At 66.5% G+C, this 12,648-nt stretch carries 12 protein-coding genes; 1 reads left to right on the top strand and 11 read right to left on the bottom strand.

From position 1 onward, the window contains the following. Positions 1-18: 18 nt before the first annotated feature. Positions 19-378: a hypothetical protein gene (locus tag ABE960_RS12350; protein WP_349762582.1), complete on the bottom strand. Its 360-nt coding sequence runs from the start codon at positions 376-378 to the stop codon at positions 19-21. Positions 379-519: 141 nt separating this feature from the next. Between ABE960_RS12350 and ABE960_RS12355 the strand changes: the two genes are divergently transcribed. After that, entirely contained in the window at positions 520-951 is a 432-nt protein-coding gene (locus ABE960_RS12355) for a DUF721 domain-containing protein (protein ID WP_349762583.1), read from the top strand. Between the two features lie 70 nt (positions 952-1,021). Here the strand turns inward: ABE960_RS12355 and lpxC are convergent, their stop codons facing one another. From lpxC to mraY, 10 genes are all read right to left on the bottom strand, one after another. Further along, complete coding sequence (gene lpxC, locus ABE960_RS12360; RefSeq protein ID WP_349762584.1) at positions 1,022-1,933, bottom strand: UDP-3-O-acyl-N-acetylglucosamine deacetylase; 912 nt, start codon at positions 1,931-1,933, stop codon at positions 1,022-1,024. Between the two features lie 111 nt (positions 1,934-2,044). Beyond that, positions 2,045-3,217: a cell division protein FtsZ gene (ftsZ, locus tag ABE960_RS12365; RefSeq protein WP_349762585.1), complete on the bottom strand. Its 1,173-nt coding sequence runs from the start codon at positions 3,215-3,217 to the stop codon at positions 2,045-2,047. Between the two features lie 34 nt (positions 3,218-3,251). Further along, a complete protein-coding gene (ftsA, locus tag ABE960_RS12370; RefSeq protein WP_349762586.1) occupies positions 3,252-4,541 on the bottom strand; it encodes a cell division protein FtsA in 1,290 nt (429 codons plus the stop codon). Positions 4,542-4,735: 194 nt separating this feature from the next. Beyond that, positions 4,736-5,461, bottom strand: coding sequence for a cell division protein FtsQ/DivIB (locus tag ABE960_RS12375; RefSeq protein ID WP_349762587.1), 726 nt, complete (start codon positions 5,459-5,461; stop codon positions 4,736-4,738). 3 nt (positions 5,462-5,464) lie between these two features. Continuing rightward, positions 5,465-6,382, bottom strand: a complete 918-nt coding sequence (locus tag ABE960_RS12380) for a D-alanine--D-alanine ligase (protein WP_349762588.1) — start codon at positions 6,380-6,382, stop codon at positions 5,465-5,467. After that, positions 6,379-7,791, bottom strand: a complete 1,413-nt coding sequence (murC, locus tag ABE960_RS12385) for a UDP-N-acetylmuramate--L-alanine ligase (RefSeq protein WP_349762773.1) — start codon at positions 7,789-7,791, stop codon at positions 6,379-6,381. Before murC ends, ABE960_RS12380 begins: the two co-directional genes overlap by 4 nt. A 58-nt stretch (positions 7,792-7,849) precedes the next feature. After that, positions 7,850-8,938 (bottom strand): undecaprenyldiphospho-muramoylpentapeptide beta-N-acetylglucosaminyltransferase, encoded by a 1,089-nt coding sequence (gene murG, locus ABE960_RS12390; protein WP_349762589.1) that lies wholly within the window; start codon positions 8,936-8,938, stop codon positions 7,850-7,852. After that, positions 8,935-10,143 carry a putative lipid II flippase FtsW gene (gene ftsW / locus ABE960_RS12395; protein WP_349762590.1) on the bottom strand — a complete coding sequence of 403 codons (1,209 nt, stop codon included), beginning with the start codon at positions 10,141-10,143 and terminating at the stop codon, positions 8,935-8,937. The genes murG and ftsW overlap by 4 nt, the downstream gene beginning before the upstream one ends. Next, positions 10,140-11,516: a UDP-N-acetylmuramoyl-L-alanine--D-glutamate ligase gene (gene murD, locus ABE960_RS12400; protein ID WP_349762591.1), complete on the bottom strand. Its 1,377-nt coding sequence runs from the start codon at positions 11,514-11,516 to the stop codon at positions 10,140-10,142. The genes ftsW and murD overlap by 4 nt, the downstream gene beginning before the upstream one ends. A gap of 41 nt (positions 11,517-11,557) precedes the next feature. Continuing rightward, a complete protein-coding gene (mraY, locus tag ABE960_RS12405; protein ID WP_349762592.1) occupies positions 11,558-12,640 on the bottom strand; it encodes a phospho-N-acetylmuramoyl-pentapeptide-transferase in 1,083 nt (360 codons plus the stop codon). Positions 12,641-12,648: the final 8 nt, after the last annotated feature.

Here is a 12,648-nt window from a genome sequence, read left to right on the forward strand (position 1 = left end):
ATCTCCGAAGACTGTTCATTACCGGCGCACGGGAGGGCCACGACGCGACAGGACGTCATGGGCGGCGACCGGAGGGTAGGTCACAGCGACAGGGCGGATGCAGGCTCCCCACGCCGCCATTGGCCAGACGACGATCCGCTGGACCCAGCGCACCAGGGCCCGACGACGGGCCTGAAGGCGGGAACGCACGCGCAGCAAGGCCGGCACCAGGATGCTGATCTGGGCGGCGCGCTCGACGGGCCGCAGGGACTCCACATGGGCCAGGCCGGTCGGCAGCAGGCAGCCGACCAGAAGGCCGGCCAGCCACCAGCGTGTCGCGCGGCGCATGCGCCGCGCTCCCTGGAGGCCGGCGCAGTTGTCGGTGATGGCGGCTGGCATGCTGTCGACGGTCTCCGGTGCGTGCTAGGCTCTGGCTGTTCGAAGGCCGCCTGGGTGATGGCAGCCTACGCGTAACGTCAGGGTCAGGCCCCGAGAATCAGGCTGATGAGTATAAAGGTTAAGCGGTTCAGAGCACAGCCCATGTCCCGGCTGCTGGAAGGTCACGGCGAACTGGGGGCATTGATGCGCATGGCCACCCTGGTCGAGCGTGCCCAGGAGCACCTGCGTGGTCACCTACCCGAGGAGATGCGCGAGCACCTCTTCGTGGGCGGCTATCACCAGGGGCGGCTGGCCCTCATTACCGACCGCGCCGCCTGGTTGACCCGGCTGCGTTATGAACAGCCCCGCCTGCTCGATCTGCTGCACCAGTTGCCGGGCTTCGAGGCAGTCACAGGATTCACCCTCAAGGTTCGTCCGGTGCGTCCGACCCGGGCCCCCATGCGCCAGGTGCGTCGCATGCCGGCGAAGGCCGCCGACGAGATATCCAGCTGTGCCGCCGATGTCGACGACCCCGGGCTCAAGAACGCCCTGGAGCGCCTGGCTGCCCACGCCGAGAATTCCGGAAGACAATGACCCGACACGAGGACGCCGCCACCCTCCCGGGTGGCGGCGTCCTGAAGACTGCCTTGGGAAACTAGACGCCTCAGGCCATGGCAGGGGCAGCGTAGGAGATCGGCGACTTCTCGGCGTCGCCCTCGAAGGTTACCAGCTCCCAGGCCTCCGGCTGGGCCAGCAGCGCGCGACACAGCTGGTTGTTCAGGGCATGGCCCGATTTCACGCCGCGGAACTCGCCGATCAGACTGTGGCCGAGCTGGTAGAGGTCGCCGATGGCATCGAGCACCTTGTGCTTGACGAATTCATCGTCGTAGCGCAAACCGCCCTCGTTAACGATGCGGTAATCATCGACCACGATGGCATTGTCTAGACTGCCGCCCAGCGCCAGGTTGTTGGAGCGAAGGTACTCCAGGTCGCGCATGAAGCCGAAGGTCCGCGCCCGGGACACCTCCTTGACGAAGGAAGTGGTGGAGAAGTCCACCATGGCGGTCTGCGACTGATCCTCGAAGGCCGGGTGGTCGAAGTCGATGGCAAAGGAGACCTTGAAGCCCTGGTGGGGCAGGAAGATCGCCTCCTTGTCGTCCTCGCGCACCACGATTTCGCGCTTGATGCGAATGAACTGCTTGGGCGCACCCTGCTCGGCGATGCCTGCCGACTGGATCAGGAAGACGAAGGGACCCGCACTGCCATCCATGATCGGTACCTCGGGGGCACTGACGTCGACATAGGCGTTGTCGATCCCCAGGCCGGCAAACGCCGACATCAGGTGCTCGACGGTGGCGACCTTGGCCCCGCCCGCGGAAAGCGCAGTACACAGGGTGGTGTCAGTGACGTTCTCGGCACGGGCCGGAATCTGCACCTCGGGCTCGAGGTCGGTACGCACGAAGACGATCCCGGTATCGACCGGTGCCGGCCGAAGTGTCAGGTAGACCTTCTTGCCGGAGTGCAGGCCGACGCCGGTGGCGCGGATGACATTCTTGAGGGTTCGTTGTCTGATCATGGGCAGTCGCCAGGCAGTCGTTGGTTATCAAACAGCGTTCACTATAACACCGAACGGCCGTTTCAACAAAGAAAGATCACCTGGCACCCGCTGTTCCCACGATGGGTCAGGTCAATCGGCCTGACGGCGCAGGAAGGCAGGAATGTCCAGATAGTCATCGAGTTCCTGGGACTGGCGCTTCTCCGGCTGGGGCCGAGACGCCTCCTGAGGTTCTGCCTTGGGTGCCGTGGCCTGGGCGCGACTGGCGGCCGCCTGGGGGCGCTGACGATAGCTGCCGGCTTCGCTACGATGCGAGGCCTCGCGGGCGGCCGACTTCTGGGCCTTATTGCCTTCGAGACCGGCCGCGACCACGGTGACACGCAGCTCGTCGGTCATGTCCATGTCGATGGAGGTGCCGACCACGATGGTCGCATCCTGGGAGGCAAATTCCTGGACGGTGGCGCCGACATCATTGAACTCACCGATGGAGAGATCCGGACCGGCCGTGATGTTGACCAGGATGCCACGAGCGCCATGCAGGTCGATGTCCTCAAGCAGCGGGCTGCGAATGGCCTTTTCGGCGGCCTCGCGAGCGCGATTCTCGCCGGTGGCCCCGCCGGTGCCCATCATCGCCATGCCCATTTCGGACATCACGGTGCGCACGTCGGCGAAGTCGACGTTGATGATGCCGGGACTGGTGATCAGTTCGGCGATCCCCTGAACGGCGCCCAGCAGTACGTCGTTGGCCGCACTGAAGGCAGTCAGCAGGGTCGCGCTCTTGCCAAGCACCGAGAGCAGCTTCTCGTTGGGAATGGTGATCAGCGAATCGACATGCTCGGAAAGCTCCTTCATGCCTTCCTCGGCGGCGCGCATGCGCTTCGGCCCCTCGAACGGGAAGGGACGCGTGACCACCGCGACGGTGAGAATGCCCAGTTCCTTGGCCACCTGGGCGACGATGGGAGCACCACCGGTGCCGGTCCCGCCGCCCATGCCGGCAGTGATGAAGACCATGTCGGCCCCGCTGAGCAGCTCGGCGATGCGCTCTCGATCTTCCATGGCGGCCTGTCGGCCGACGTCGGGATTGGCGCCGGCCCCGAGGCCCTTGGTGATCTCGCTGCCGAGTTGGAGTACGGTCTTGGCGGCGACTCGCTTGAGGGCCTGGGCATCGGTATTGGCGCAGATGAACTCGACGCCCTCGATGTTGCTCTCGACCATGTGGTTGACGGCATTGCCGCCACCGCCCCCGACGCCAATGACCTTGATGACTGCACTGCTAGAGGGTGCGCTATCTACCAGTTCGAACATGAGTCCCGTCTCCTGGACCGCAACCGCGGCCCTGTCAGAAATTTCCTTTGAACCAGCCCTTGATTCTTGCCAACGCCGGAATCCCTTCCCCCACGTCACGTCGTGTGATGTCGTCACGCCTCGGCAGCGCCGCAATGCTGCCACCAGCCTCCCGGCGCCGATGCCCCTTACGGGTTTCCTGTAGAGCGTAATGCAGCAGACCAACACCCGTCGAATAAATCGGATTGCGCACCACGTCCGCCAGTCCGCGTACATTCTGTGGGCAGGCGATACGTACCGGCATGTGAAAGATCTCCTCGGCCAGCTCGACCACCCCTTCCATGCGAGAGGTACCCCCGGTCAGGACCACGCCTGCGGCGACGAGATCTTCGTAGCCGCTGCGACGCAGCTCGTCTCTCACCAGGGTGAAGAGTTCCTCGTAGCGGGGCTCGACGACCTCGGCCAGCGCCTGGCGGGAAAGGTCCCGCGCCGGCCGGTCACCCACGCTTGGCACCTTGATCATCTCGTCACTGGAGGCAAGCTGGGTCAAGGCGCAGGCATACTTGACCTTGATTTCTTCGGCATGCTGCGTGGGCGTACGTAACGCCATGGCGATGTCGTTGGTGACCTGGTCGCCGGCAATGGGAATCACCGAGGTGTGACGAATGGCCCCCTCGGTGAACACCGCGATGTCGGTGGTTCCGCCGCCGATGTCCACCATGCAGACGCCGAGCTCGCGCTCGTCCTCGGTAAGGACCGCGTGGCTGGAGGCCAATTGCTCCAGGATGATCGAGTCCACCTCGAGCCCGCAGCGTCGCACGCACTTCTCTATGTTCTGAACGGCATTCAGGGCCGCGGTGACCAGGTGGACCCGGGCCTCGAGGCGGACCCCGGACATGCCTAGCGGTTCCCGGATACCCCCCTGGGTATCGATGGCGAACTCCTGGGGAAGGACATGCAGCACCCGCTGCCCCTCGGAGATGGCCCGGGCCCTGGCGGAGTCGATGACGCGGTCGATATCGGAGGAGGCAACTTCGCGCTCCTTGATTGCCACCACGCCATCGGAATTCATTGAACTGATATGACTGCCGGCGATCCCCACATAAACGGAATGGATATCGCAACCGGCCATCAGTTCGGCCTCTTCAACAGCACGCTGGATGGACTGCACCGTGGACTCGATATTGATCACCACACCCTTCTTCATGCCGCGTGAAGGGTGTGAGCCGATACCGGCGATTTCGATCCCGCCATCGTCGGTAGGCTGTCCCACGATCGCCACGACCTTGGATGTTCCGATATCCAGCCCGACTACCATATTGGACGCATTGGATGGACCTGCCATGAGTCGGGAAGTCTCCTCGAACCTGACCCCAAAGGGAAAGATTAATCGTGAAAAGTTGGCCTTGGGCAATTATAGGAACAACTTGACTTGTTCCACCAGCCCTTTTGTTAAAACACCGGACACGATACGGCGATTTTGCCGCGAAAGAAACACCCGAAATGCCGCGATAGCGGGAGATTTGTTAAATAAACCCGTCAACCGTCTGCCGCTGACTCTTCCTCGAGAGGTTCGGTTTCTCCATGCCAGGCCACGGCGACCCCGTTGGGATAACGCAGGTCAATGTAACGAATATGCGATGCCAGAGGACCCAGTTCACGCTCCCAGGCGGCAACCAGACGGCCCAGGCGGGAGGCGCGGTCGTTGCGGCCGAGCATCACCCAGACCCCGCTATCGAGCTGAAAACGCCAGGCCCCACGCGGCTCGAGACGTAATTGCCGCACTTCGATCCCCAGGGCGGCGAGCTGCGAGGCAAGCCGAGCTCGGTATTCAAGGACTTCGCCGCCGCTGTCGGGCGGACCGGCAAGGTCCGGCAGGTCGCCGGGCGGTTCCACCGGACCGAAGGCAAAGGGCTCGCCCTCGGGATTGAGCAGGCGCCCGTCGCTCCAGCGCGCTACCGGCACCTGCTCGACCAGGTCGAAGCTCAGGGCATCAGGCCACTCACGGCTGACACGAACCTCGTTCAACCATCCGATTTCCCGGGCCCGACGACGCAGCGCCGGCAGGTCGGCGGAGAGCCAGGTCTGTCCCTGAATCAGTGGCGCCAGCCGAGCACGAAGATAGTCGGCACTGACATACTGCAGGTCGCCACGCACCGAGACCCGTTCGATGGGGCGGTCCAGCCAGACCCAAAGGGCCCGGCCCCCGGCTCCCAGCAGCAGGGCCAGCAGCAGCACCCCGACGAGACTTCCACGAGCCGCCATGGACTAGCAGCGCTCCCCGGAGGTAGCGAGGATGCGCAGCACCAGGGCATCGAAATCGATGTTGGCGTGGGCCGCCGACTGGGGCACCAGGCTGTGGTCGGTCATCCCCGGCACGGTATTGACCTCGATCAGCCAGAACTGCCCCTGGCCGTCGCGCATCACGTCGATTCGTCCCCACCCCTCGGCGCCGATGGCCGCGAAGGCCTCACTGCAGAGGGCGGCGAGTTCGGCCTCCTCGTCAGCGGACAGGCCACAAGGCAGGTGATAGAGGGTGTCGTTGGAAACGTACTTGGCCTCGTAGTCGTAGAAGCCGCCCGGGACCTCGACACGGATGGCCGGGAGGACGTCGCTGCCGAGCAGAGGCACCGTGTACTCCGCTCCCTCGATGAAGCGCTCGGCCATCACCCGGGCATCGAAGCGCGCCGCATCGCGATAGGCCGCCTCCAGGGCGTCGCGGCTGCCGACGATGCTGATGCCCAGGGTCGAGCCCTCGTGAACCGGCTTGACGATCAGCGGCAGGCCGAGACGTTCTACTACCGCCTGCCAGTCGGCGTCGGGCCCGAGCATCACGCTCTCAGGGGTCGCTAGACCCAGCGCCTGCCAGACCAGCTTGGTGCGCTGCTTGTCCATGCCCAGCGCCGAGGCCAGCACCCCGCTGCCGGTATAGGGAATGCCCAGCAGCTCCAGTGCCCCCTGCAGGGTGCCGTCCTCGCCTCCACGGCCATGCAGGGCGATGAAGACACGGTCCGGTGCCAGGGCCTCGAGGCCCGACAGTCCGCCATCAGCCGGGTCGTAGCCGATGGCGTCCACCCCCGAACGCTTCAGCGCCTCCAGCACGGCGGCACCACTCTTCAGCGACACCTCACGCTCGGCTGACTTCCCGCCGAAGAGCACCACCACCCGGCCCACATCGTGCATCATAGTGTCACCTCGTCGAGATTCAGGGCAGCATCGGCCAGCCGCTGGGCAATCCCCCCCACATCGCCTGCCCCCTGGGTGATCAGGATATCATCGGGACGCAACACCCTCGCGAGCAGCGCCGGCAGTTCGCTCTTGTCCTGAACGAAGATCGGGTCGACCGCACCACGCTGACGAATCGAACCGGCCAGGGTGCGACCATCGGCCCCGGCAAGCGGCGCCTCCCCGGCGCTGTAGACATCGAGCAGCAAGAGGGTGTCGACCCCGGCAAGCACCCGCACGAAGTCCTCGTAGAGATCGCGGGTCCGCGAGTAGCGGTGCGGCTGGTAGACCATCACCAGACGCCGTTCGGGCCAACCCGCCCGGACCGCGTCGATCACCATCTCCACCTCACGGGGATGATGGCCATAGTCGTCCACCAGCATCACCTGGCCCTCGCCCTCCGGGGCCAGGTAGTGGCCATGCACCTGGAAGCGGCGCCCCACACCTGCGAAGTTCGCCAGGCCGCGCAGGATGGCATCATCAGCCACACGGGCATCGCTGGCAGCAGCGATCGCCGCCAGGGCATTGAGGGCATTGTGGCGCCCCGGCATGGCGAGGCGGACCTTCAGCGGCGCCAGCCCTTCCGGCCGCACGGCGGTGAAGCGTACCTCGCCTGCCAGTTGGATGAAGTCCTCGATGCGGTAGTCGGCGTCCTCGCTGAAACCGTAGGTGAAGAACTGTCGACTGACCTGATCGAGCAAGCCGCGCACATGGACATCATCGATGCACAGGATCGCCATGCCATAGAACGGCAGGTTGTGCAGGAACTCGATGAAGGTGCCCTTCAGTCGCTCGAAGTCGCCTCCGTAGGTGGCCATGTGGTCGGCATCGATGTTGGTGACGATGGACACCATGGGCTGCAGGTGAAGGAAGGAGGCATCCGACTCGTCCGCCTCCGCCACCAGGTAGTCACCCTCTCCCAGCCGCGCATTGGTGCCGGCGCTGGTCAGCCGCCCGCCGATCACGAAGGTCGGGTCGAGCCCACCCTCGCCGAGCAGGGTCGCCGTGAGGCTGGTGGTGGTGGTCTTGCCGTGGGTGCCGGCCACGGCGATGCCGTGGCGGAAACGCATCAGTTCGGCGAGCATCTCGGCACGGCGCACCACCGGCACACGGTGTTCGTGGGCCCAGCGGATCTCGGGGTTGGTCTCGTCCACCGCGGTGGAGACCACGACGACGTCTGCATCCACGGCATTGTCGGCGGAATGACCGAGGGCCACGCGGATGCCGCATTGCCGCAGGCGGGCCACCACCGGCGAGGCCTTCAGATCGCTGCCACTTACCGTGTACCCCTGGTTGGCCAGCACCTCGGCGATGCCGCACATGCCCGCCCCTCCGATGCCGACAAAATGGATACGACGGATACGACGCATGCCCAGTCCGCGCCCGGGGTGCGGGGGGGTAGTCTGGCCGGGAACCGGCCCGAGGGTCTCATCGCTCAAAAGCTGTCTCCATGCAACCGGCCACCAGGCGCTCGACGGCATCGAGATGGGCACAGGCACGAGTCCGTGCCGCCATGGTGGCGAGAGTGTCGGGGTCCAGCAGCGTCGTCAGGCACTCGGCCAGCGCCGCTGCGCTCATTTCCTGCTGGGGCATCAGCCGGGCCGCCTGTTGCTCGACCAGGGCCCGGGCATTGGCCGTCTGGTGGTCATCCACCGCGTGAGGGAAAGGCACGAAGAGCGCCGGCTTCGCCGCGGCGGCCAGCTCCGCCACGGTCAGGGCACCGGCCCGGCAGACCACCAGGTCGGCCCAGGCATAGGCCGCCGCCATGTCGTCGATGAAGGCCGTCACCTCGACCTCGACACCTTGCTCACGATACGCAGTGCGGGTCGCCTGGTCCTTGTCGCGGCCGGCCTGGTGAAGCACCTCGGGGCGGTGCGTCTCGGGTAGGGAGGCCAGCGCCTCGGGCAGCCGTTCATTGAGGGCCTGCGCTCCCAGGGACCCGCCCACTACCAGCAGGCGCAGTGGCCGACCGGCCATCTCGCCCGCCTTTCTTGGTTCCTGGCCGAGGTCGGCGATCTCGGCACGCACCGGATTGCCGATAACCTCGGCCCGGTCGGGAAAGGCCTGAGAAAAGGCGGCGTAGACGCGCCGCGCCAGGTGCGAGAGGGCGCGATTGGTCAGCCCGGCCACGGCGTTCTGCTCGTGGATCACCAGCGGTCGGCGCATCAGCCATGCGGCAAGGCCGCCGGGACCGCTGGCAAAGCCTCCCAGCCCGACGACCAGTTGCGGGTCGAAGTCGCGGATGACTCGCCCCGCCTGCCATACCGCACGCATCAGGTTGAAGGGCGCCAGCAGCCAACCGGTCAGGCCGTTGCCGCGAAGGCCGCTCACCGCGATCAGCGACAGGGGAATGCCGGCCTCGGGAACCAGGCGGTTTTCGATGCCCCGCGGGCTGCCGAGCCAGGCGACCTCGACCCCCTCCTGGGCCAGCCCGCGGGCCAGCGACAGGGCGGGGATGACATGGCCACCGGTGCCCCCGGCCATGATCAGTACGCGGCGTCCCTGGTGTCGACTCATGTTGCGCTTCCTTGTGTCTGACCGTGAGATGGCGGCCGAGTGGCCGTGGGACGCGCCCGGCGGCGCACCTCGCGGGTCTCGATGTCGGCGCGCAGCAGCAGGGCGACCATCACGCTGCTCACCACCAGGCTCGACCCCCCGTAGCTGAGCAGCGGCAGGGTCAATCCCTTGGTCGGCAGCATGCCCGTGCTCACGGCGATATTGATGAAGGCCTGGGCACCGATGACCAGGGCAAAGCCGTAACTGAGGTAGGCGGCGAAGGCCAGGCCGGCAAGCTCCGCCCGGCGTCCTACCGACATGGCGCGCCAGATCAGCAGGGCGAAGAGCCCCACCACGGCGATGGCGCCGACCAGGCCGAGCTCCTCGGCCAGCACCGCGAAGACGAAGTCGGTGTGTGCCTCGGGCAGGTAGAACAGCTTTTGAACGCTGTTGCCGAGTCCCGTACCCAGCCAGTGGCCGCGCCCGAAGGCGATCAGGGCCTGGGTCAACTGGTAGCCGCTGTCGAACTGGTCGGCCCAGGGGTCGGCGAAGCTCGTCAGGCGCGCCATCCGGTAGGGTTCAGCGACGGCGGCCAGGGCCCCGAGGGTGCCCACCAGCAGCAGCAGCACCAGGAAACGCCCCCAGGGAGCGCCGGCCATCAGCAACATGCCCATCACCGCACCGGTCATCACGACCACGGCACCATAGTCGGGCTCGAGGATCAGCAGCCCCGCCACCACGGCCATCACCACCAGAGGGCGCAGGAAGGCGCCCCATTCACGCCTCACCTGGGGCAGGAAGCGCTCCAGATATCCGGCCAGATAGACGATCAGGCAGAACTTGGCGACCTCCGAGGCCTGCAGGTTGAAGGGCACGCCCGGCACGGAGAGCCAGCGACGACTGCCGTTGACCTCGCGCCCCACCAGCAGCACCAGCAGCAACAGGACCAGGCCAACCAGCAGCAGTAAAGGGCCGTTGGCCTTCCACCAGGAAAGCGGAACGCACAGGGCCAGCACCCCGACGACGAGCGCCAACAGCAGGAAGGTCCCGTGACGCACGCTGAAATACCAGGGGTTGCCGGTGAGACTCGAGGCCACCTCGCTGGAGGCCGAGGTCACCATCACCCAGCCGATCAACAGCAGCGCCAACGACGCCAGCACCAGCCAGCCATCGAAGGCATGGTCGGCGGTGCTCAATCGCCGCCGCAGACGCCCCATTCGTCTCATGAGTCCTCCCCCGCCAGACGGCGGACCGCTCGGCAGAAACACTCGCCGCGTTCCTGGTAATCGGTGAACTGGTCGAGGCTGGCACAGGCCGGCGAGAGCAGCACGCAGTCCCCGGGTTCGGCGACCCTTGCCGCCCGCGTCAGGGCGGCGGACAGGTCATCCACACGGGTCACGGGCAGCCGGCCGTCCAGGGCCCGGGCGAGGCTTTCGGCGTCGCGCCCGAAGAGGATCGCCTCGCGGCCATGGCGTGCCAGGGGTCCGGCCAGGGGACGGAAATCGGCCCCCTTGCCGATCCCGCCGGCCAGCAGGATCAGCCGACCGGTCAGGGTCGGCCCGAGACCGGCGATGGCGGCCAGGGTCGCGCCGACATTGGTTCCCTTGGAATCGTTGATCCAGCGCACACCATCGATCTCGGCCACCAGTTCGCCGCGGTGAGGAAGACCGGGGAAGCGCCGCAGAACCTCGATCATCGCGGGCAGCGGCAGCCCGAGACGGCGCCCCATCGCCATGGCGGCCAGCGCATTGGCCTGGTTGTGGCGACCGGGCAGGCGAACCTCGCCGGCGAGCATCAGCGGCTCATCACCGTGCATCAGCCAGTCGCTTCCCTGGTAGCGGCCGATACCCCAGGCCCCGTCCTCGGGGAGGCGGGTGGTGAATCGGTCCTCGGCGGGCAGCGGCGTCTCCGGCCAGGTCATGGGGTCCTCGGCATTGACCACCCCATGCCGGGCGCCGCGAAAGATGCCGAGCTTGGCGGCACGGTACCCGGCCATGTCGACGTGGCGGTCCAGGTGGTCCTCGGAGAGGTTGAGGAAGGCCGCCGTCTCGGCGCCCAGTCTGGGCGTGGTCTCGAGCTGGAAGCTGGAAAGCTCCAGCACGTAACAGTCGGCGTGGGGTTCCTCGGCCAGCAGATCCAGGGCCGGCGTGCCGAGGTTGCCGCCCACGGCGACCCGAAGCCCGGCCTCACGGGCCATCTCGCCCACCAGGGTAGTGACCGTGGACTTGGCGTTCGAGCCGGTGATGGCGGCGATGGGGGCCCGGGCCGCGCGAACGAAGAGCGCGATCTCGCCCACCAGCAGCGGCTCACCGGTGGCCTCGCGGGTGCGTCCGGCCAACTCGACGAGCCCCGGGGCATGCGGGTCGATACCGGGGCTCAGCACCACCTCCTCGACCTCGGAGAGATTGAGGTCGGTGAGCGGCCCGCAGTGGACCCGAATGCCCGGATGGGCGGCCTGGAAGTCCTGAAGCCCGGGCGGCACGGCCCGGGTGTCGGCGACCATGTAAGGGACACCGAGCCGGCTCAGATGGCGACAGATGGCCCGCCCGGACACTCCGAGCCCGACCACCAGCGTCGTTCCCTTCGGGACCTCGAGCATGTTCGGCTCCTTGCGGATGGCGTCTCGACCCCCTGGGGCGATCAGCGGACCTTCAGTGTTGCCAGACCGATCAGCACCAGCACCACGGTGATGATCCAGAAGCGCACGATGACCCGCGGCTCGGGCCAGCCCTTGAGCTCGTAGTGGTGATGCAGCGGGGCCATGCGGAATATCCGGCGCCCGGTGAGCTTGTAGGAGCCCACCTGCAGGATCACCGAGACGGTCTCCATGACGAAGATCCCGCCCATGATGAACAGCACCACCTCCTGGCGCACGATCACCGCCACCACGCCCAGTGCCGCGCCCAGCGCGAGCGCCCCCACGTCCCCCATGAAGACCTGGGCCGGGTAGGTGTTGAACCACAGGAAGCCGAGCCCCGCCCCTGCGATAGTGGCGCAGAAGACCGCCAGCTCGCCGGCGCCGGGGATGAAGGGAATCTGCAGGTAGTCGGAGAATACCGTGTTGCCACTGGCATAGGCGAACACGGCCAGCCCCATGGCCACCAGCACGGTGGGCATGATGGCCAGGCCGTCGAGGCCGTCGGTGAGGTTGACCGCATTGGAGCTGCCCACGATGACCAGGTAGGTCAGCACGATGTAGAAGACTCCCAAGGGCAGCACGAACTCCTTGAACACGGGCACGATCAGGCTGGTCTCCACCGGCGAGGCCGCCGTGACATAGAGCAGCACGGCTGCGGACAGGCCGATCAGCGACTGCCAGAAGTACTTCCAGCGGGCCGGCAGCCCTCGTGGGTTCTTCTCTACCACCTTGCGGAAGTCGTCCACCCAGCCGATGGCACCGAAGCCGAGGGTCACCGCCAGCACCACCCACACATAGTGGTTGGTGAGGTCGCCCCACAGCAGGGTGCTCACCGCGATGGCCATGAGGATCATCGCGCCGCCCATGGTCGGGGTGCCGGCCTTGGAGAGGTGGGACTGGGGGCCATCGTCGCGCACCGCCTGGCCGATCTGGCGTTCCACCAGACGGCGAATCATCACCGGCCCGAGCCACAGACAGAGCACCAGGGCGGTCAGGGTACCCAGGATCATGCGCAGGGTCAGATAGTCGAAGACGTTGAAGGCACTCTGGAATTGCGCCAGGAAATCAGCCAGAAAGAGCAGCATGTATCGCG

Origin of the sequence: Halomonas aquatica (genome assembly GCF_040196335.1) — a bacterium.
In the GTDB taxonomy this organism is placed as follows: Bacteria; Pseudomonadota; Gammaproteobacteria; order Pseudomonadales; family Halomonadaceae; genus Halomonas; species Halomonas aquatica.

Coding starts and splice junctions, on each gene's coding strand:
- ABE960_RS12380 (WP_349762588.1), bottom strand. CDS start 6,382: ATGATGCACGATGTGGGCCGGGTGGTGGTGCTCTTCGGCGGGAAGTCA.
- ftsZ (WP_349762585.1), bottom strand. CDS start 3,217: ATGTTCGAACTGGTAGATAGCGCACCCTCTAGCAGTGCAGTCATCAAG.
- ABE960_RS12375 (WP_349762587.1), bottom strand. CDS start 5,461: ATGGCGGCTCGTGGAAGTCTCGTCGGGGTGCTGCTGCTGGCCCTGCTG.
- murC (WP_349762773.1), bottom strand. CDS start 7,791: ATGCGTCGTATCCGTCGTATCCATTTTGTCGGCATCGGAGGGGCGGGC.
- ABE960_RS12355 (WP_349762583.1), top strand. CDS start 520: ATGTCCCGGCTGCTGGAAGGTCACGGCGAACTGGGGGCATTGATGCGC.
- lpxC (WP_349762584.1), bottom strand. CDS start 1,933: ATGATCAGACAACGAACCCTCAAGAATGTCATCCGCGCCACCGGCGTC.
- mraY (WP_349762592.1), bottom strand. CDS start 12,640: ATGCTGCTCTTTCTGGCTGATTTCCTGGCGCAATTCCAGAGTGCCTTC.
- ftsW (WP_349762590.1), bottom strand. CDS start 10,143: ATGAGACGAATGGGGCGTCTGCGGCGGCGATTGAGCACCGCCGACCAT.
- murG (WP_349762589.1), bottom strand. CDS start 8,938: ATGAGTCGACACCAGGGACGCCGCGTACTGATCATGGCCGGGGGCACC.
- ABE960_RS12350 (WP_349762582.1), bottom strand. CDS start 378: ATGCCAGCCGCCATCACCGACAACTGCGCCGGCCTCCAGGGAGCGCGG.
- ftsA (WP_349762586.1), bottom strand. CDS start 4,541: ATGGCAGGTCCATCCAATGCGTCCAATATGGTAGTCGGGCTGGATATC.
- murD (WP_349762591.1), bottom strand. CDS start 11,516: ATGCTCGAGGTCCCGAAGGGAACGACGCTGGTGGTCGGGCTCGGAGTG.